We start from the raw sequence: 19763 nt of genomic DNA, 5'->3' as shown, positions 1-19763 counted from the left end.
CGCGCTTTCAGTCAGCCCAGATAATAACGCCCTTTCCCGCCCTGCTTGGCGCGATACATGGCGGCATCTGCGCGTGCCATCAGCGTGTCGGGCATCATAGGCTGACGCGCACGCCCGATGGAGACGCCGATGCTGGCAGACAATGCGACCGGCACGCCGGCGATTTTTTCGATGGTTGTGAGGGCGCTTATCAGCCCAAGACAGATGCGGCTGACATCATTTTCGCTGTTGCCCAGGTGGCTGAGTAAAACGGTGAATTCATCGCCCGCCAGTCGCGCGACGATATCTTGCGAACGCAAATTGTTTCGCAGGGTGTCTGCGAAAAACTTAAGCACCAGGTCGCCAAATTCGTGCCCGTAGGTGTCGTTGTAAGCTTTAAAATTATCAATATCTAAAAAGAGCAATGCGATGTCTTTATCTGCTTTTTCTTGTTGTTTTGCGGCATACATCAGTGACTGCTGAAACGCCCGGCGGTTTGGCAGCCCGGTCAGTGAATCATGATTGGCTTCGAACTCCAGTTGCGCCTGAAGTTTTTTTATCTCGGTAATGTCGGTGGAAAGGCCGTAGTAACCGTTACGGACATCGTCGCAGGGAATAAGCGTGGTATGCAGTACGCCCCCCATGCCAAACCCCGAATTATCCGGCAATTCGATCTCATAACTGACCGTCATGCCCTGCAAAACCTGCCTGATGTAGGGCTGAATGATCTGATAACTTGCGTAGCCCACCACATCACGCACCTGTCGACCTCTGACCTTCTCCTCCTCCACGCCATACCAGTTGGCATGAAAATGATTCACAAAGGTGTATTGCTCGCTGGCGTCCACGTGACAGATAAGCGCGGGGATATTATCGGTGATGGCGCGCAGACGATTTTTACTTTCGGTCAGTTCTCTTTCGCGCGTCAGGCGCCGGGCAATCTCCTGATGCAGCTGATCCATCGCGACCTGCAGTTCGACGGTGCGCGCAGCAACGCGGCGCTCAAGATCGCCCTGCAGGGAGTACAGTGCCTGTTCGATGTGTTTGCGTTCGGTAATGTCGCTGATGACCACGATGTAGTGATGCGCTTCCCCCGCCGCATTGCGCACCAGCGACGCCGTCAGGGTGACCCAAAGGGTGCTGCCATTGGCACGTTGCAGGAGTTTTTCGACGCTGAAACTGTTGATTTCACCCGACAGTAATCGCGGGATAAGGATGTTTTCGGCATAGGCGTCGTCGGCGTGCGTCACGTCATGCAACAGACAGGCGCGCAGCTGAAACTCCGCATAGCCGAGCATGTTGCAGACCTGCGGATTAATGCGCAGCCAGCGCCAGTCGAGCGCAACGAGTGAGAATCCCACGGCAGCGTGGGCAAATGTTTGCTCAAACAGGGCTTCGCTTTTTGCCAGATTATCTTCCACGGTCGCGGTGTACTGGCGGTTTTCGAGATGCAGAATGTAGCTTTGGACCAGCGCGGTCATATCCAGCAAAGTTTGCTGATCTTCATCACTCCACTCGCGGGGCTGGTCATCCAGCAGACAGAATGCGCCAAGTGCAACACCTTCTTTGGAATGCAGCGCGCATCCTGCATAAAACACAATGTGCGGGTCGCCGCAGACCAGGGGATTGTCGTGAAACCGCAGATCAAGCCGGGCATCTCTGACAATTAACGGCCCTGCTTCAAGAATGGTGTGACCGCAAAAAGAGGTGTCGCGGGGAGACTGATTAATATTGAGGCCAGTTTGGGAGAGAAACCACTGCCGGTCCGAATCAATCAGCGAGACTAAAACCGCCTTAGCCTGAAACTGCCGGGCCGCCATACGCGTAATGCGGTCTATCTCCTCGATCCTGGGCGTATCCAGTATGCCCAGTGACGCCAGTATCGTCAGACGCGCCTGTTCATCTACTGCCTGTTGAGGGACTAACATAATGGACTCTCAGTCATTACCGTTGGACATCTCAACAAGTCTACTGCGTTTGCCTCAAAATTCGGCGCTGATTCCGCCACGTGCAGGCAAAATCAGAATAGTGACAGAACATAAAAAAACTCATTTATTAACAACCTTTAAACATTAGTTGTTAAATCAATTCTTTAAAGGGAGCTCACCCAATTGACGTGCGTAGCCCCCGGATGGCCAGACTGCTCCGCATCGCGGCGGAATCGTTCGCGCATCTCTGACGGCGTTGCGCCGTAGAACTCATTGAAGTAACGGCGAAGCACGCTGAGCTCCAGTCCGCACTGGCGGGCAATGGCCGCCAGACTCTGATCAGACATCGACGAAGTGCGTAACAAACGCTTCGCCAGCAACACCCGCCGGCTGCGAATAAACTGAGCGATGCCGCCGAGGGGTTCGAATAACCGGTATAGCCCCGAACGGGAAATAGCAAAGTGTTTGCACAAGGCATCAATGCCGATCGGCTTGCTCAGGTGTTTTTCAATATGCAGACAAATACGCTCGAGGCGTGCGCTTTGTTCAAAGGGATGCTCCACCTTTTTCCCGGCAATAAGATGCAAGGTTTGCAGAAACACCGAGGCAGCACCTTCACCCGTGCTCAGCACTTCCTGCTCGGTCATCTGGTCAAATACCTGCACCATGGTGGCAAAATGGTTGCGCAAAATAATGTTCACCGGAGATGAAGCCGGCACCCTCTTACCGTGCAGTGAGGCAATATCGACATTAAAATGCAGGCTGTGTTTGGGCATAATGATGTACTGATAAGTGCCCAGACGCGGTTTGACGTCTCCCGGATACACGTGGATTTGTATCGGCTGCGACATATCCTGAATCAGGATATCGCCCTGTGCCAGTTGAAAACGTTCACCGAAGCACAGGCAATCCATACCGCCGATAATCACAATAAAAATCACGATATGATCGGGCATGGAGAACAGGTTTCCGTACTGGCGGTTAATATCGTGCTCACTGACCGTCAGAACGCCGCCAATCACGCGGCCAAAGTTATAACCGGTAACGCCCCAGTCAAACTCTTCCCGGTTCTTATCGGGCAGTTCCAGTTTGAAACCCGCACTCGACATTCCGTCTTCCCATTCATAAAAACGGGTTTCGAAATCCTGATAAATGTTGGCACCATCAACAATCTTTCGTGAAGACGAATCGCTCATTTTCGCACCGGAAATTAAGATAATTCCTAAAAGATACTCTACGCGATACCGGGAGATCAATCTCTGTACAAAAATAACGGGGAGGAAAAGAGATCGCCAATTTGTTATTCTTAACAGACGCTTTGTCACTCCCCGCCTCCCCTAACTCAAACGACTCACCAGGAACAGCCGATGGAAAAACGTAAAGTCCTGGATGAAGGACGTCAGTTAAAACGCATGAATGCCGAAACCCGGCGTCAGTCTCATATGCATAAATGGTTTGCGATTGTGGCAGCGCTCGACTGCGTGCTGGTCATTTTTTACGATCAGGATATGCGTAATATTGTCTTCTCGGCGGGGGTATGCATCGTTTGTACGGTACTGTGGTTAAAAGGCCGTAAACAGTCTCGCGGATACCGGCGTGAGTGGGACAAAAAATTCGGTACGAAGAAACATCTGTAGTTAACAGCCGAAGTTTAACGTCGGTCGTCTGCTTTCTTTACCGTCATCATTCCTGCCTTACGGGTGAATATGCCTTCTCCTGATAAAGAAAATCCTAATTTGTATTTTATTCAGCGCTCAGCACGATTGCGTGCAGGGGAAATCCCGTTTTCGTCCTGAAAAAAACGCGCTGACGGCAGTTGAACGTTATTCACCCGAATAAAATGTCGAATACTTTACTTAGCACATGATAACCAATTGAATTTTAAAATTTAAAAACAACCATAATATTCTCATCCAATTGTGAGTAATAATTGCAAAAACCTGATGAGCTTATTGCCTGACCTACGGGGCCACATCACTTACATTTTCTGCTCGGGGTAGTTAACTCATGCTTACTGATATTGCGATATGCCAGGCGGTTCTTGATGCCCTTCCCGAAGCCACGGTATTAAAAGATGATTCACGCAAACTGGTCTTTCTTAATCAAAAAGCGAGCGAATTTTATGGTCGCCCCAGGGAAGAGTTGATCGGTGAAGACGTGTCCTTTTTTACCGACCCGGAGCAGGCTGCGCGCCAGCGCGAACGTGATATCGACGTGCTGGCAACCGGTGAAAAAACCGTACATGAAGAAACGCTTATAGACCCGGCGGGCAAACGACGAAATGTTCTGGTGCGTAAATCCCGCGTCACGCTTGAAGAGCGGCAATATATTCTGACGTCGATCATGGATATTTCTTTGCTGCGAAACTCCGAAGCGCAGATCCGCTATCTGGCCCGTCACGATGTATTAACCGGACTGCCCAACCGCACGGCGTTAAATGAAGAACTCAGCCAGATCGCCGCGCAGAGAATGTATCGTCCGGAAACTTACGCCCTTTTTCTGCTTAACCTGAATGACTTTAATTACATCAACGATACCTACGGTTATCAGGCAGGCGACGCTATTTTATGTGAATTCGGTCAGCGTTTGCGCAATGAAGTCGGAACAACCGGCATTGTTTCACGTATCGGGGGGGATGAATTTTCTATTATTCTGCGCGACAGCCCGACAAATGAAATGACGCAAAATCTGGCGCTGGAAATATTGGTCATGATGCGCCAGCCATTTGCTCTGACGCGGGCCAATCCTTTGATCACCCTGTCGTTTGGAATAGTCATGTTTGGCGCCGAGAATATTACCGCCGGTGAGATCATGCGCCGTGGAAATACCGCGCTGCTGGAAGCCAAACAACGGGGTAAAAATGTCTTTTCCTATTATTCCGAATTACTTGATGCCAGCACGGTCAGCAAACGCATTATGGTGAAAGCGCTGGCAGAATCCCTCTCACGAGAAGGGGATCTGTCCTGCGTTTATCAGCCGATTTTGCGCAGCCTTGATGAGAAAGTGGTGTGCGTGGAAGCACTGGCCAGATGGAACCACGGCGTGCTGGGGGCCGTCTCCCCGGTGCAATTTATCGCGCTGGCCGAAGAGACAGGCCTGGTGATTCAGCTCGGTGACATCGTTCTTCGCCAGGCATGTCGCGACATCAAGTCGCTGGACAAGCTCAATCTGGCCATTAACGTCTCTGCTGTACAGCTCGGTGAACCCGACTTCGGCGCGCGGCTTTTGGCCTTGCTCAAGGAAGAGGATTTTCCGCCCTCGCGGCTTGAACTCGAACTGACCGAAACGTCGGTGATGAATGCGAACGCCACCAGCCTCAGCCATCTGATGGAACTGCGTAAGCTTGGGGTCAAAATTTCTCTGGATGATTTTGGTACAGGTTATTCAAGTCTGAGTTTGCTGAAAGATATTTCGGTAGACAGCGTGAAAATTGACCGTTCGTTTGTGCAGTACGTCACAGAAGTGAACGATACTGCCGCCATCGTGACCGCCGTCTCCCAGCTGGGTAATAAAATGCATCTCAACGTTATCGCCGAAGGCGTTGAAAATCAGTTGCAGAAATCCTTTTTAGTTTCAGCAGGTTGTTCACATCTTCAGGGGTATTTATTCTCCCGTCCTGTTTCGGTTGAGGTGTTACGAAACCTCCTGGGCGCCGAAATGGATATTTTAGCCAGCTCCTGAGGCGGCTCTCATAAGCGCCATAGATAACTCAAAACACCTTATTAATTCATTCAATTGGCACTAGCCCCTGTTTTACTGACATGATCCGTGGCTGATAAATAACGCCGTTTAAGGAATACATCATGTCATCGTTTTCAGGTATCTGGGTCCCACTGGTCACACCTTTCCATCAGGGTGAGGTCGACTTTACCGCACTGAAATCATTGTGCACCCGGCTGCTCAAACGGGGCGTGGATGGCGTTGTCGTCTGTGGAACAACCGGTGAAGCGCCGATGCTCACCAAAGAAGAACAGCTGCAGGTGTTGGATGCCGTGCTGGAAATCGTCCCCGGACATCAGGTGATCATGGGGTTGTCCGGCACGCACATGCCGGTTATCCGCGATATGCAGAATGCGATTTCACAGCGTCCGGTCGCCGGGCTCTTAGTGCCTGCGCCTTATTACATCCGCCCGTCTCAGCCCGCGCTGGTGGCGTGGTTTACTGAAATCGCCGATCAGGCCACGGTGCCGGTGATGATCTATAACATTCCTTATCGCACCGGTGTGCAGATGGAGATCGACACGCTGCGACAGCTGGCGAAACATCCGCGGATCACCGCCATCAAAGATTGCGGCGGCAGCATTGATCTGACGCTGTCGCTGATTGCTGACGGTGAGCTGGATGTGTTGTGTGGTGAAGATGTGCAGATTTTCTCGACGCTCAGTCTCGGCGGTGCCGGGGCTATTGCAGCCTCTTCGCATATTTTCCCGGAGGAGTTTGTCCGGCTTATCCGGGAGTTTAAAACTCAGGATATCGTCGCCGCGCGCAAAACTTTCTTTGGCCTGTTGCCCATGATTCGCCTGATGTTCTCCGCACCCAATCCGGCTGCGATAAAGTTTGCTCTGTCGCTGGACGGGCTGATGGCGAACGAATTACGTTCCCCCATGCTGCCTGCGCCCGAATCTGTTGAACAGGCCGTACGCCATTATCTGAATCAGCACGCGCGTTAATTGCTGACTCCTGGCGAACCGCGTCAATGTTCGCCATAAAGGCGACATAAGCACGGCAGGCGCAATTTAAACACTGACTTTTACTCCCGCCGGTTCTAGGATAGAAGCAGCGTGTCTATGCCCTGTCGCTGCCCATGCACCACAGCATTGCCAGGGTTGGCCTGAGTCCTCATCAGATGGAGTAACTATGAAACTGTATTATAAGTCCGGCGCCTGTTCCCTTTCCCCGCACATTATTCTTCGCGAAGCCGATCTGGACTTCAGTATCGAAAAGGTCGATCTGGCAACCAAGAAAACGGAAACCGGCGATGATTTTCTGGCGGTGAACCCGAAAGGACAGATCCCAACGCTGTTGCTTAATGATGGCACCATCCTGACCGAAGGCGTGGCGATCGTGCAGTACCTTGCTGACCAGAAGCCAGACCGCCAGCTGATGCCGGAACAGGGTACGCTGGCCCGTTATCATGCACTGGAATGGCTGAACTACATTGCGACCGAGTTGCACAAAGGTTTCTCTCCGCTGTTCAATCCGAAAACGCCGGAAGACTTCAAAGCAGTCACCCGTGAAGCGCTGAGTAAGAAATTTGCTTACGTGAATGAGTCGCTGAAAAACAATCATTTCCTGCTGGGTGCACGTTTCAGCGTGGCCGATGCCTACCTGTTTACCGTCATGGGCTGGGCAAAAGCACTGAAATTCGACCTGAGCGCACTGACCGAGCTGAACGCCTATCTCGACAGAGTGGCAGCACGACCGGCCGTTGATGCTGCGCTGACCGCCGAAGGTCTGAAATAAGTTTTTTGTGATGTGAATTTTGTCGCGGTTACAGACGGCAAAAATAAAACGCCCCGGCTGAATCAGCACGGGGCGTTTTTACTGGCACAAACTAAAGAGATAATTACAGCTTAACGGCCGGGAAATGATGTTCAGGTTTGACCATGTTGTCCTGCGCCGCCACGATTTGCAGTTCGTACTCGCCCATCGCGTGGGTCGCCAGCATCACTTCGTAAACCGCTGCGGTAACGTGCTCCAGCGCTTTATCCAGCGCTTCACCCTTCAGCAGATTTACCAGCAATAATCCGCTGGTCAGGTCACCGACGCCGACCGGCTGACGTACGCCGAAATCGACCAGCGGGCGGTCGATATGCCAGGCTTCGTTTGCGGTAACCAGCAACATTTCAAAGCGGTCACTGTGATACCCCGCGCGGCTCAGGTGCTTCACCAGCACAATTTTAGGGCCTTTGGCGATAAGCTCACGCGCTGTCGCAACGGCTTCTTCAACACTCGCCACCGCATGGCCGCCGAGTAATTCCAGCTCCAGCAGGTTTGGCGCGATGATATCGCAGTTAACCAGCGCCTGATTACAATGGAACTCCGCCACACCCGGCGCCACGATACAGCCTTTTTCAGGATGCCCCATGACCGGGTCGCAGAAATACCAGGCATCAGGATTCGCTGCTTTCACCAGGCGGACAATCTCCAGAATGCTCTGGCCCTGCTCAGGCGAACCGATGTACCCGCTCAGTACCGCATCACAATCTTTCAGACGATCGATTTCCGCAATGCCCTGAGCGATGTCTGTCAGGTGCGTTGCAGGCATCACACAACCGGTCCAGTGCCCGTATTGCGTATGGTTAGAAAACTGAACGGTATTAAGAGGCCAGACATTTGCCCCCATGCGGCGCATAGGAAATTCTGCCGCGCTGTTACCGGCGTGACCAAAAACGGTGTGTGACTGGATAGAAAGAATGCTTTTCATGAGGAATTTCCGATAGCAACGTCATCGGGAGATGGCGGTATTACTGAGTTCACAGGACAAAAACGAGGGGCTGTAACGCCCCTCGTGATGCCGGTCGTAACGCTTACGCCCAGAGCAGCAGGGTGTAGTTCTTTTTACCGCGACGCAGCAAGGTATAACGACCAAACAGGCGGTCACTGTCAGTAAAGTTGTATTCAGTGTCAGTCTGTTTTTCACCGTTAATGGAAACTGCGTTTGAGGAAATCATGGTACGCGCCTGGCCTTTTGACGGGGCCATACCGGCAATCACCAGCGCCTGTTGCAGATCGGTATCACGTGGCACTTCAAACAGCTCGAGGCCATCCTGAGCCAGCTGGCCGAAATCGACTTCGGTCATTTCGCTCAGGGAACCTGAGAACAGGCTCTGGGTGATACGTTTGGCTGCAGCCAGACCTTCGGCGCCATGCACCATGCCGGTGACTTCTTCCGCCAGCACGTATTGCGCGCGCGGTGCTTTGCCGCTGTTTTTATCTTCTTCTTCCAGCGCATTAATCTCTTCAATGCTCATGAAAGTGAAGAACTTCAGGAAGCGATAAACGTCTGCATCGGCGGTGTTGATCCAGAACTGGTAGAATTTGTACGGGCTGGTTTTCTTCGGATCCAGCCAGACTGCGCCGCCCTCGGTTTTACCGAATTTGGTACCGTCAGATTTGGTGATTAACGGAACTGTCAGGCCGAACACTTGTTTCTGATGCAGACGACGCGTCAGATCGATACCTGACGTAATGTTGCCCCACTGATCGGAGCCGCCAATTTGCAGTTCCACCTTGTGCAGGTCGTACAGTGAAGAGAAATCGTAACCCTGCAACAGGTTGTAAGAGAATTCGGTGAAGGAGATGCCGCTGTCATCGCGGTTCAGACGCTGTTTCACCGCTTCTTTGTTGATCATCTGGTTAACAGAGAAATGCTTACCGATGTCACGCAGGAAAGTCAGCACGTTCATGCCGCCAAACCAGTCGTAGTTGTTTGCCGTAATGGCGCTGTTTTCACCGCAGTTGAAATCCAGGAACGGGGAAACCTGATGACGGATTTTCTCAACCCATTCGTTTACGGTTTCGTTGGTATTCAGCTTACGTTCGGTGGCTTTGAAGCTTGGGTCGCCGATAAGGCCGGTCGCGCCGCCCACCAGTGCAACAGGCTTATGCCCGTTGAGCTGGAAACGCTTCAGGCAAAGCAATGGCACCAGATGCCCCAAATGCAAGCTGTCTGCGGTAGGATCGAAACCGCAATAGAGTGCAATTGGCCCTTGCGCCAGTCGCTCTGCTAACGCTTCTTCATCCGTCACCTGGGCAACGAGGCCCCGCTCTTGCAATTGTTTAATCAGGTTGCTGCTCGCCATCAAAGACTCCATTTATTAAGTACTGAACCTGTGCAGATTCATGTCCGGCATCATGCCGCGCATGTGCCTTTTCTCTCACCATTAAGGGGAACGCCATAGAATAAAGCGCTCGTCGCCCGAGCGCTAGGGAATCGCGTGTTTTTTCGTGGTTAAGGGGCGAGGCGGTCTATTTTCCAGCCAGTTTGGCTTTCGGCGGTGTCACGCTGATAAATGAACCGATCGTGCAGACGGTGTTCGCCGCCCTGCCAGAACTCCATCGAATCCACTTTCACGCGAAAACCACCCCAGAAACTCGGCAACGGGACTTCGCCTTTGCTGAACTTCTGTTTCAGTTCGAGGAATTTACTTTCCAGCACGCCGCGCGCCGAAATCCGGCTGGACTGCTGTGAAACCCACGCGCCGATCTGGCTGTCTTTCGGGCGGCTGGTGAAATACTTCATCACCTCGAGCGTGGAAAGGCGTTCAGCCTGACCGAGCACAATCACCTGACGGTCAAGCATATGCCACGGGAACAGCAGACTGATGCGGGAGTTGTTCGCCAGCTGTTGTGCTTTGCGGCTGCCCAGATTGGTGTAGAACACCAGCCCTTTTTCATCGTAATGCTTGAGTAACACGATCCGCTGGTAAGGCTGACCCTGTTCATCGACCGTTGCCACGACCATTGCTGTCGGATCCGCCAGTTTCGCGTCACACGCTTGTTTCAGCCAGTGCTCAAACAAAGGCAGCGGCTCAGCAGTCAGATCGGCGCGACGCAGCCCGCCGCGCGTATATTCCCGGCGCGAGTCAGCAACATCAAATTCATTATTATCAGCCATATGGGTTCAATTGCATCTCAACAAAAGGTAATGGCATTGTGCACCCGCCGCGTCAGGATCTCAATGTTCCTGACGCGGCGGGTTGGGAAAGGCTAAGGGGGGGGTTATTTCTGCACGCAGTCATCAATGATGACGTTATCACCACGCTGTACGAAGGCCTGATTGCCTTTCGACCAGAAGGTGTAACGGCTGTCGCTGTATTTAGTGCCGGAGGCGGATTCCACCTGTTTCAGTTTCAGTTGCTCGCCGTCGAGCACCATGCTCACCTGCTGCGCCGGTTTATCGAGTGTGACGGTCAGCGGCAAGGTGCCGCACTGATAATGTAACTCCTGCGTCGGGCTCTCAGCCTGATGTTGAAACTGGCTACATCCGGCCAGCGTTAATCCTGCTAAAGCAGCGAAAATCGCCTTTTTCATTTTGTGCTCCCTGATTGTTTTTAGTCTCTCTCAGTTATGTACCACGCCCGCTGGCGCGGCACATTGAGATAAAACCGAGAACGCATCAGGATCGGGGGGAAACCACCGGATATATCGCACCGAGCACGGTTTCGCGGCTGGCGCCGGTCACGGAGGGCAGATTACCCGACTGGCCGGATAATGTGCGGAACGCCAGCCAGGCAAACGCCAGCGCTTCCATGTCATCGCCGCTGATGCCAAAGGCATCCGTGGTACACACTTCGGTGCCTGGCAACATGGCGGAGAGCCGTGCCATCAGCAACGGATTTCGGGCACCACCGCCACACACCATCAGACGATCGCAGCCGCCGGTCAGCTGAACCTGTTCGGCAATACTGACTGCCGTCAGTTCGGTCAGCGTGGCCTGCACATCGACCGGAGAGATTTCGTGGCCGCGCGCCAGCTGTTTCTCCAGCCACGCCATGTTGAAGTATTCGCGTCCGGTGCTTTTCGGCGCTGGCTCGGCAAAATAGGCGTCAGAAAGCATCTGCTGCAGCAGCCGTAAATTCACCCGCCCCTGAGTCGCCCATTCCGCGTTTTTGTCGTAAGGCTGCTGCTTGTGGCGCAAGATCCAGGCATCCATCAGCATGTTGCCGGGGCCGGTATCATAACCACGGACCGGTTGTCCGGGCAGAAGCATTGAAAGGTTGGCGATGCCGCCGATATTAAGGATCATTCTCCGTTCGGCCGTATCGGCCAGCAATGCCTGATGGAACGCAGGCACCAGCGGTGCGCCCTGCCCGCCCCACGCCATATCACGGCGGCGGAAATCCCCGACGGTCGTGATACCGGTCATGGCCGCAATGCGGTTGTTATCACCCAGTTGCATGGAAAATGTGGTGTCACCTTTTGGCTGATGCCAGACCGTCTGGCCGTGGCAACCAATCGCCGTGACTTCCTCGGGTGAAATTCCTGCGCTTTTCAGTAAGCCCAACACCGCTTCCCCGAAGAGAATACCCAGCTGCGTGTCCAGCTCACCGACCTGTTGCAGTGTCACCTGCTGTCCCTGACACATTCCCAGCACGGCATTTTTCAGCGCGATGGGGATGGGATGCGAATAACTTGCCTGCTGCGCCACCATGCGTTCATCAATGGCCGCCAGCACCACATCCACGCCATCCAGACTGGTGCCGGACATCACGCCGATATAGCGACCCGACTTTATAGATAACATCCTTCACTCCTCACTAAAAAGTGCCCGACAGGGTTTGACACAGAGTAGGCAGAATTGCGATGACAACACCATGAATTACTGAATTTTTATTACGCCTTGTGATGACTCCGTGTTTTTCATCTCACGTTTTCCTCTTTCAGAAATATCCACAATGTAAAAATCAACATTTAACTATGTTAACTGCCGGTGTTTTTGATTTAACACAAAGCTGTCTTAAACTTAAACCTGCGTTTATTATTAGTTGAGGCGAACTTCGGTATACTCGAAGACAGTTAAGTGAATATGGTATATGACAGCCTCGACAGTGATGTTGAACTGTGTATCGGTTTTTCTCTGTTGTTGTCTCTACCCTGAAAGATGTGCAGCAGCATATAAAGGAGCTATTTATGATTAAGCGTTTACTGGTCGTCGCACTTGCCGGCGTTTCCCTTGCTGGCTGCGTCAGCGATAATTCTCTGTCTGGCGACGTTTACTCCTCTTCGCAGGCCAAACAAATCCAGCAGGTCACCTACGGCACCATCGTTTCTACCCGTGCAGTACAGATTCAGGGTGGCGATGATTCCAACATTATCGGCGCGCTGGGCGGTGCCGTGTTAGGGGGCTTCCTGGGTAATACCGTCGGTGGTGGTACCGGTCGTAGTCTGGCAACCGCTGCGGGCGCAGTGGCCGGTGGCGTGGCGGGTCAGGGCGTTCAAAGCACCCTCAACCGTTCTAACGGTGTAGAGCTGCAAATCCGTCGTGATGACGGGTCAACGATTCAGGTTGTTCAGAAAGCCGGTGCGACTAAATTCAGCGTCGGACAACGTGTCAGCATGGCCAGCAGTGGCAGCACTATCACGGTTTCTCCGGGTGCCTGATAGTTTCTCAGTCTGTAAGACAGCCTGAAACCAAAAAACCGAAGCCAAAGGCTTCGGTTTTTTTATGGGCAACCCTTAAAGAAAGAGTCAAAGCAACGCTGTGTGACGCGAACAGAACAAAAGTGATTTATGATTTACTTTGCAATGCAGCAATATTTTTTTCCAGGCGAGACAACATCCCACCCAGTTGTTCAATTTCAGCAGCAGACATACCGGACAAAATTTCTTTGCGCGTTGAGTCAATCACCGTCTCCATTTCATGGATGATCGGCGCAGATTCTTCGGTGAGTTTGATGCGTTTGGCGCGGCGATCGCTGGCGCAGGTCTGCCGGGTGATCAACTTTTTTTCTTCGAGCTGATCCAGCGTGCGGACCAGAGAAGGCTGCTCGATACCGATGGCTTTCGCCAGCTGAATTTGTGACTGTTCCGGAGGTAACATATTGATATTGTGCAATGTTACCCAATGCGTTTGCGTGAGTTCTAACGGCTTTAGCCGATCGTCAATCAACGCACGCCAGGCACGAACTAATCGTGCTAGATCTGACCCCAGATTCGATTCCAATTATCCCCTCCTTATAATTAGCATGCTAAGATAACTCCCCAGAGTTTAGCTTAGTTTTAGGAACTTTAATCGAGAAATTACAATTCTATATATAATGGTAGGTACTGTTGCATCCGGAAGCGGCCACAATGCTTCCAAAGGTAAACTCGTTTATAACACAATCACCGGCAGAGATTAATATTGTGAATGCGCAAATGTTTCACGCAGGCTTCCCGCTCCCCGATTTGGTCGTCGGTGCCTCACTTTATTTCCCCCCGATGTTTAAAGCATTTTTACTGGGACTGGTTTTTTGGCTTTTGATTCATCGGGTGGTACGTGACTGGATTTATTCCGGCGAAGTCTGGCATCCGACGCTGATGGATTTATCCCTGTTTGTGATCTGTATTTGCGCCGCACTGTTGCTTATGGTGAACCTCTGAAAATGAAATTCAAAACCCTTAAATATTTCTCAACTGTGCTGGTTTTCGCGGTCGCAATATGTGCCGGATGGTGGATGTGGAATTACTACATGCAATCCCCGTGGACGCGGGATGGAAAGGTGCGGGCTGAAATTGTTGATATCACACCGGAAGTCTCAGGCCGGATCATTGACATTAATGTGCATGATAATCAGTTTGTTAAAAGTGGCGATCCGCTGTTCAGCCTGGATCCGGTCCCCTTTAAAATTGCCGTCGATAATGCCGAAGCGGCGCTGGCGAAAGCGGCAGCGGATTTAGCCAAAGCCAATCATGAAGCCGCGCGCCGTCGTGGTCTGGGCACCAACGTTATTTCTGCCGAGTCACTGGATGAGTCCAATATTAGCGCGAAAGCCATGCAGGCGGCTTATCAGGGGGCGCAGTCCTCATTAGAACAGGCCAAATGGAATTTGAGTAAAACCAATATTGTCGCACCCACTGACGGTTATATAACCAATCTGCAAACCCGCAAAGGCAATTATGCCACCACCGGCACACCTCTGGTCGGCCTGGTGGATATTCATTCTTTCTATGTGCTAGGTTATTTCGAAGAAACCAAACTGAAAAATATCCGTGAAGGCGATCTGGCGGACATCACTTTATTTAACGGTAATATTCCTCTTAAAGGCCATGTGGAAAGTATTGGGCGGGCGATTTATGACCAGAGCCTGGACGCCTCTGACGACCTGCTGATGAACGTCAAACCCAACGTACCCTGGGTGCGTCTGGCGCAGCGTGTGCCCGTGCGCATTAAGCTCGACACGGTCCCCGCAAACACCATTCTGGTTGCAGGCACCACCTGCACGATTTCAATCCTTAATTAAGGCCATGCCGTGAATTTCTCCTGGCTGGAATGGAAGAATACCCCGTGGGGAAAAGCCACCGGCGGCCAATGGCGGTACGCCCTGCGCAACTCCATCGCCATGATACTGGCGCTGTATATCGCCTTTGAATTTCAGATGGATGAACCCTACTGGGCGTTAACTTCCGCAGCGGTAGTCAGCTTTCCCACCGTGGGCGGCGTGATCAGTAAAAGTATCGGCCGTATTATTGGCAGCCTGCTCGGTGCGATGGGGGCCGTCTTTATCGCCGGTCATTGTCTCAATGAACCCTGGCTTTTCACGCTGGCCATCGCCACCTGGCTTGGCCTGTGTACTTACGTCTCCAACCATTATCAAAATAACGTCTCATACGCTTTCGCGCTGGCCGGTTACACGGCGGCAATCATTGCGTTTTCAACCGTCGACGTCACGGATCCTACCCAAATTTTTGACATTGCTCAGGCGCGAGTGGGTGAAGTGATCACCGGTATTTTATGCGGTGGTTTCATGATGATGGTGCTGCCCAGCACGTCGGACGGCGATGCCCTGCTCACCTCTCTGCGCAAAATGCACACCCAGTTACTGGAACATGCGCAACTGTTATGGAACGCAGAGATCAATGACCAAATCCGAAGTTCTCACGAGGGGCTGATCGGTCAGATCCTGACGCTGAATCTGTTACGTATTCAGGCGGTCTGGAGCCATTACCGGCTACGTCGTCAAAACAATGTGCTTAATTATTTGCTGCACCAGCAACTGCGCATGACCAGTTTTATTTCCAGCCTGCGCCGCATGTTACTGAACTGGCCGCAGCCGCCTGAAAATCTTGCTCAAGTCCTGAGTATTTTGCTCGATGAACTGCGTAAACCCGACACAGACAAATACCGGCTTTCGCAGATCCTTTTGCTGATAAAGCCTCAGGACACCGCCGATTTTCGCCATCAGGCCTTCTGGACGCGCTTGCGTGATTTCTGCTGGCTGTACGTGCGCAGCGAACGTTGGTTACGCCGCGTGGAGAACGCCAATGTGGCCGAAGCCGAAACCCTTCAGCCGCCAAAAATCACCCATCTGGCGCAGCATACGGATACCGTTGAAGCCGCTTATAACGGCCTGCGAACGTTCCTGTGCATTGTGATCGGTTGCGCGTTCTGGATGACTACGCAATGGGATTCCGGCGCCGGTGCCGTGGCGCTGACAGCGGTGAGCTGTGTGCTCTACTCCTCCACCGCGTCTCCCATCGGCAGCGTGACATTGCTGATCAAATCCCTGGGGTTACTGTTTATCGGCTGCTTTGTGCTTAAGTTCGGGCTGATGATTCAGATCGATAACTTCTGGGTGTTCTGCGCCTTTTTCCTGCCAATGCTGGTCACCATGCAAATGATGAAACTGCAATATAAACGCTATGCCGGATTGTGGGGGCAGATGATCGTATTTATGGGCTCGTTTCTTGCGGTGACTAACCCGCCGGATTATGACTATGGTGCGTTCATGAACGACGGCGTGGCAAAAATCGCGGGCGTAATGTTAGCCGGCATTGCGTTTCAGGTTTTGCGGCCAAGCTCTGATAAGCGCAAAAGCCGTCGCATAATACGGGCGTTGCGCCGGGATTTCATGGATCAACTTAGCCGCAAACCCTCCCTGAGCCATTTCCAGTTTGAATCACTGATTTATCACCGGATGAACCAGCTGAGTCAGAGTAAAGATCAGATTTCCCGCACATGGCTGCTGCGCTGGGGCGTGGTGCTGCTCAACTGCAGTCACATCGTCTGGCAGTTACGCGAATGGGAAACCCGCTCTGATCCGCTGTCAGCGGTGCGCGACGTCTGTATCCATTGTCTGAAGGGTGTGATGACCGAGCGCGGTGTCAGTCATGAAAATCTGGATGCGACACTTGCGGAATTATTGCGCATGAGCAATTCGCTGGCACATCATCCTGAACCTGCGGCGCGTGAACTGGCGGGGGTAATCTGGCGGTTGTACTGCTCGCTGTCACAACTTCAACAGGCGATTTCGACGGAAGATGGCCCGGCGGATCCTGCGTTAATCACCACAAAACCTGCCTGACCATTCACCCGCAAAGGGTTACGGAACGTCGTAACCCAGCGCCGCTTTGCGGATACGGAACCACTGCTGGCGGGTCATCTCCAGAGACAACGCTTTATACGCAGACTGCACGCGTTCAATTTTTCCGGAACCGATAATCGGCAACGGCTGCGACGGCAGACGCATGATCCAGGCATACACCACCTGTTCGATATTGTCGGCGCCGGTTTCATTCGCCACGTTTTGCAGCTCATCGCGCAGCGGCTGGAACCCGGCTTCACTGAACAAACGTCCGCCTCCCAGACATGACCAGGCCATCGGTTTAATGCGTAATTGCTGGCACTGATCCAGCGTTCCGTCGAGGATCGCAGGCTGGTGGATCGGAGAGATTTCAACCTGATTGGTGACCAGCGAAAACGGCAGGCGTGACTGTAACAGGCTGAACTGTGCTGGCGTGAAGTTAGAAACGCCGAAGTGTTTTACTTTGCCGCTTTTGTGCAGTTGCGTGAACGCTTCTGCCACTTCGTCGGCATCCATCAGCGGATCCGGACGGTGGATCAACAGCAGATCCAGATAATCAGTGTGCAGATTGGTCAGGGATTTTTCCGCGCGTGCAATAATGTACTGCGCATCGGTAATGTAGTGCCCGATTTTATTGTCAGGATCGGCAGTGGTGGCAATACCGCATTTACTGACCAGCTCCATTTGCTCACGCAGCGCCGGTTTTAAGCGCAGAGCCTCACCAAATGCCGCTTCACACTGATAGCCTCCGTAAATGTCAGCATGATCGACGGTGGTAATGCCCAGTTCGATATGCTGTTGCATAAACGTCTGAATCTGCTGCGCTGTCATCTCCCATTCCATCAGACGCCAGTAACCGCAAATCAGCGTTGAAAAAACCGGGCCTTGTGGCGATAAAGGGGTACGTGGATCCATGATCATCTCCTTATTTTTGATATTTTCGACCAACAGAATACACAACGGCCATCGCGCTGTATTGATGCTGACAGGCAGAAACAAAAGGATGTGAAGCTGAGACGCCCGCTTTGATGATTAAAACAGCTCCGGCTGCTCCGGCTGAGGTTCATCGGGTGTTTTTCCGGCGCGCTGCTGACGCAACAACCGCTGCTGACATAAACGCAGCACATGGCGTTTTTCGGTGTCGGTCATTTTTATCCAGCCAAAGCGTTCATCGCGGCTGCGCAGGCAACCACGGCAATAGCCCCGTTCGTCGGCCTGGCAGATGCCACGGCACGGGCTGGGGATGTCAAAAAACTCGAGCTGCTGAGCCACAGGCCCTCCGCAAATAGTGCTGAACTTTTATTCAAGACGTTTTCCCGCCATCCCGCAAGGTGAATCACGTCATGCATTTCATTCTTCAAATTACTGCAACACTGATCTGCTACCGTCCGTTCAGCCATTTCACCTGTCGGAAATGGTCAGACTGTTTCGCCTGCCCTCATCAAGAAAACAGAAATTTGCCCTCACCTCAGCCGGCACCCGCCGGCTCTTTTTTATTCTTTTTCTGTTCCTGAACCCGCCATGCACACCCGTCAATGAGAGATATTTCGCGAAAAAGCACCGTGCGCGTAGTCACCGGCAAGGAAGATGGGATAAAAAAGACACCATTATTTAAGATCGTTTGACGTGAGTGAGACCCCTTAACGTCTTACCGATCAGTCCATTAACGTTGGAGTTTTTGACATGACCAAGCTTTTCTCCCCGATTGTTGTCGGTAAAAATACCTTACCGAATCGAGTATTTATGGCTCCACTGACCCGTCTGCGCAGCATTGAACCGGGTGATATCCCGACGCCGCTGATGGGCGAATACTACGCCCAGCGCCACACCTCTGGCCTGATCATCACTGAAGCGACGCAGGTTTCTTTCCAGGCGAAAGGCTATGCGGGCGCACCCGGTTTGCACACGCCTGAGCAGGTCGCTGCGTGGAAGAAAATCGTTGCAGGCGTTCATGATAAAAAAGGACATATCGCCGTTCAGCTGTGGCACACCGGGCGTATCTCACACAACAGTGTGCAGCCGGACAATCAGACACCGGTTGCGCCTTCTGCTGTCAACCCCAACACCCGTACCAGCCTGCGTGATGAGCAAGGCAACGCGATCCGCGTCGACTGCCCTACTCCGCGTGCGTTAGAACTGAGTGAGATTCCGGGCATCATCAATGATTTCCGTCACGCAGCGGCCTGCTCTGCAGAAGCCGGTTTCGATTACATCGAACTGCATGCGGCGCACGGTTATCTGTTGCACCAGTTTATGTCTCCGGCGTCTAACCTGCGTGAAGACCAGTACGGTGGCAACATTGAAAACCGCACACGCCTGACGCTGGAAGTGGTGGATGCTGCGATTGAAGAGCTCGGCGCAGAACGTGTGGGTATCCGTATTTCACCACTGGGACCGTTTAACGGCCTGGACAACGGTGAAGATCAGGTGCAGGCAGCCATCTATCTGCTGGATGAACTGAACAAACGTAAACTGGCTTATCTGCATATTTCTGAGCCTGACTGGGCCGGTGGTAAGCCTTACACCACTGAGTTCCGTGAGGTGATCCGCGCGCATTATCAGGGCGTGATTGTCGGTGCCGGCGCTTACACGGCAGAGAAAGGCGAAGAACTGATCGAAAAAGGTTACATCGATGCCGTAGCCTTTGGCCGCAGCTACATCGCTAACCCGGATCTGGTTGAGCGCCTGAAATCTCATGCACCGCTTAACGAGCCAAAACCAGAAACCTTCTACGGCGGCGACGCTCAGGGTTATACCGATTACCCGACCCTGTAATGTTATAAAAGTTATCTCCACTTTTCGGCGACCGATGCCCTCCGGCCGCCGTTTTTTTGGTCAGAGATCCAGC

Annotated in this window: 19 protein-coding genes; 9 read left to right on the top strand and 10 right to left on the bottom strand. The window is 52.5% G+C overall.

Annotation, left to right across the window (positions count from 1 at the left end):
• Window positions 1-11: 11 nt before the first annotated feature.
• Together ACQZQY_RS13805 and ACQZQY_RS13800 are read right to left on the bottom strand one after the other, a co-directional pair.
• Window positions 12-1907, bottom strand: a complete 1896-nt coding sequence (locus ACQZQY_RS13805) for a diguanylate cyclase domain-containing protein (protein ID WP_431295802.1) — start codon at window positions 1905-1907, stop codon at window positions 12-14.
• A 164-nt stretch (window positions 1908-2071) separates the two neighbouring features.
• Window positions 2072-3103, bottom strand: coding sequence for an AraC family transcriptional regulator (locus ACQZQY_RS13800; protein ID WP_056773665.1), 1032 nt, complete (start codon window positions 3101-3103; stop codon window positions 2072-2074).
• A 171-nt stretch (window positions 3104-3274) separates the two neighbouring features.
• On the opposite strand from ACQZQY_RS13800, the gene ACQZQY_RS13795 reads away from it, so the two are divergent.
• The 4 genes from ACQZQY_RS13795 to gstA all read left to right on the top strand — a co-directional run bounded on the left by ACQZQY_RS13795 (window position 3275) and on the right by gstA (window position 7370).
• The gene (locus ACQZQY_RS13795; RefSeq protein ID WP_056773662.1) at window positions 3275-3544 is read left to right on the top strand and encodes a hypothetical protein; all 270 of its coding nucleotides are present in this window, start codon (window positions 3275-3277) and stop codon (window positions 3542-3544) included.
• 370 nt (window positions 3545-3914) lie between these two features.
• Entirely contained in the window at window positions 3915-5588 is a 1674-nt protein-coding gene (locus ACQZQY_RS13790; protein WP_431295801.1) for a putative bifunctional diguanylate cyclase/phosphodiesterase, read from the top strand.
• A gap of 122 nt (window positions 5589-5710) precedes the next feature.
• Complete coding sequence (gene dapA, locus ACQZQY_RS13785; protein ID WP_431295800.1) at window positions 5711-6577, top strand: 4-hydroxy-tetrahydrodipicolinate synthase; 867 nt, start codon at window positions 5711-5713, stop codon at window positions 6575-6577.
• Window positions 6578-6764: 187 nt separating this feature from the next.
• Window positions 6765-7370 (top strand): glutathione transferase GstA, encoded by a 606-nt coding sequence (gene gstA / locus ACQZQY_RS13780; protein ID WP_390975143.1) that lies wholly within the window; start codon window positions 6765-6767, stop codon window positions 7368-7370.
• A 103-nt stretch (window positions 7371-7473) separates the two neighbouring features.
• Here the strand turns inward: gstA and pdxY are convergent, their stop codons facing one another.
• From pdxY to anmK, 5 genes are all read right to left on the bottom strand, one after another.
• A complete protein-coding gene (gene pdxY / locus ACQZQY_RS13775) occupies window positions 7474-8334 on the bottom strand; it encodes a pyridoxal kinase PdxY (protein ID WP_056773648.1) in 861 nt (286 codons plus the stop codon).
• A 103-nt stretch (window positions 8335-8437) separates the two neighbouring features.
• Window positions 8438-9712, bottom strand: a complete 1275-nt coding sequence (gene tyrS / locus ACQZQY_RS13770; protein WP_056773644.1) for a tyrosine--tRNA ligase — start codon at window positions 9710-9712, stop codon at window positions 8438-8440.
• Between the two features lie 149 nt (window positions 9713-9861).
• Window positions 9862-10527, bottom strand: coding sequence for a pyridoxamine 5'-phosphate oxidase (gene pdxH / locus ACQZQY_RS13765; RefSeq protein ID WP_056773638.1), 666 nt, complete (start codon window positions 10525-10527; stop codon window positions 9862-9864).
• A 104-nt stretch (window positions 10528-10631) separates the two neighbouring features.
• Entirely contained in the window at window positions 10632-10943 is a 312-nt protein-coding gene (locus tag ACQZQY_RS13760) for an MliC family protein (protein ID WP_122095581.1), read from the bottom strand.
• An 85-nt stretch (window positions 10944-11028) separates the two neighbouring features.
• Complete coding sequence (anmK, locus tag ACQZQY_RS13755) at window positions 11029-12147, bottom strand: anhydro-N-acetylmuramic acid kinase (protein ID WP_431297191.1); 1119 nt, start codon at window positions 12145-12147, stop codon at window positions 11029-11031.
• Window positions 12148-12542: 395 nt separating this feature from the next.
• Here anmK and ACQZQY_RS13750 point away from each other — a divergent pair, with 395 nt between their 5' ends.
• Window positions 12543-13013, top strand: a complete 471-nt coding sequence (locus ACQZQY_RS13750) for a glycine zipper 2TM domain-containing protein (RefSeq protein ID WP_056773629.1) — start codon at window positions 12543-12545, stop codon at window positions 13011-13013.
• A 127-nt stretch (window positions 13014-13140) separates the two neighbouring features.
• On the opposite strand, the gene slyA is transcribed toward ACQZQY_RS13750, so the two are convergent.
• Window positions 13141-13575, bottom strand: coding sequence for a transcriptional regulator SlyA (gene slyA, locus ACQZQY_RS13745; protein ID WP_056773626.1), 435 nt, complete (start codon window positions 13573-13575; stop codon window positions 13141-13143).
• 194 nt (window positions 13576-13769) lie between these two features.
• Here slyA and ACQZQY_RS13740 point away from each other — a divergent pair, with 194 nt between their 5' ends.
• Genes ACQZQY_RS13740 through ACQZQY_RS13730 form a run of 3 tightly spaced genes read left to right on the top strand, consistent with a single transcriptional unit; the run spans window position 13770 to window position 16915 of the window.
• On the top strand, window positions 13770-13994 hold the full coding sequence (locus ACQZQY_RS13740; RefSeq protein ID WP_056773732.1) for a DUF1656 domain-containing protein: 225 nt from the start codon (window positions 13770-13772) through the stop codon (window positions 13992-13994).
• A gap of 2 nt (window positions 13995-13996) precedes the next feature.
• Window positions 13997-14854, top strand: coding sequence for an efflux RND transporter periplasmic adaptor subunit (locus tag ACQZQY_RS13735; RefSeq protein ID WP_056773621.1), 858 nt, complete (start codon window positions 13997-13999; stop codon window positions 14852-14854).
• Between the two features lie 9 nt (window positions 14855-14863).
• Window positions 14864-16915, top strand: a complete 2052-nt coding sequence (locus ACQZQY_RS13730) for an FUSC family protein (protein ID WP_136375072.1) — start codon at window positions 14864-14866, stop codon at window positions 16913-16915.
• 18 nt (window positions 16916-16933) lie between these two features.
• On the opposite strand, the gene ACQZQY_RS13725 is transcribed toward ACQZQY_RS13730, so the two are convergent.
• Both ACQZQY_RS13725 and ACQZQY_RS13720 read right to left on the bottom strand, forming a co-directional pair.
• The gene (locus ACQZQY_RS13725) at window positions 16934-17830 is read right to left on the bottom strand and encodes an aldo/keto reductase (protein ID WP_431295799.1); all 897 of its coding nucleotides are present in this window, start codon (window positions 17828-17830) and stop codon (window positions 16934-16936) included.
• A gap of 117 nt (window positions 17831-17947) precedes the next feature.
• Window positions 17948-18187, bottom strand: a complete 240-nt coding sequence (locus tag ACQZQY_RS13720; protein WP_056773615.1) for a DUF1289 domain-containing protein — start codon at window positions 18185-18187, stop codon at window positions 17948-17950.
• A 411-nt stretch (window positions 18188-18598) separates the two neighbouring features.
• Between ACQZQY_RS13720 and ACQZQY_RS13715 the strand changes: the two genes are divergently transcribed.
• Window positions 18599-19690: an alkene reductase gene (locus ACQZQY_RS13715; protein ID WP_056773611.1), complete on the top strand. Its 1092-nt coding sequence runs from the start codon at window positions 18599-18601 to the stop codon at window positions 19688-19690.
• Window positions 19691-19763 lie beyond the last annotated feature (73 nt).

This window comes from Rahnella sp. PAMC25559, from assembly GCF_050632365.1.
GTDB classification, from domain to species: Bacteria; Pseudomonadota; Gammaproteobacteria; order Enterobacterales; family Enterobacteriaceae; genus Rahnella; species Rahnella rivi.
This window is presented reverse-complemented; position numbering and strand designations above follow the sequence as displayed.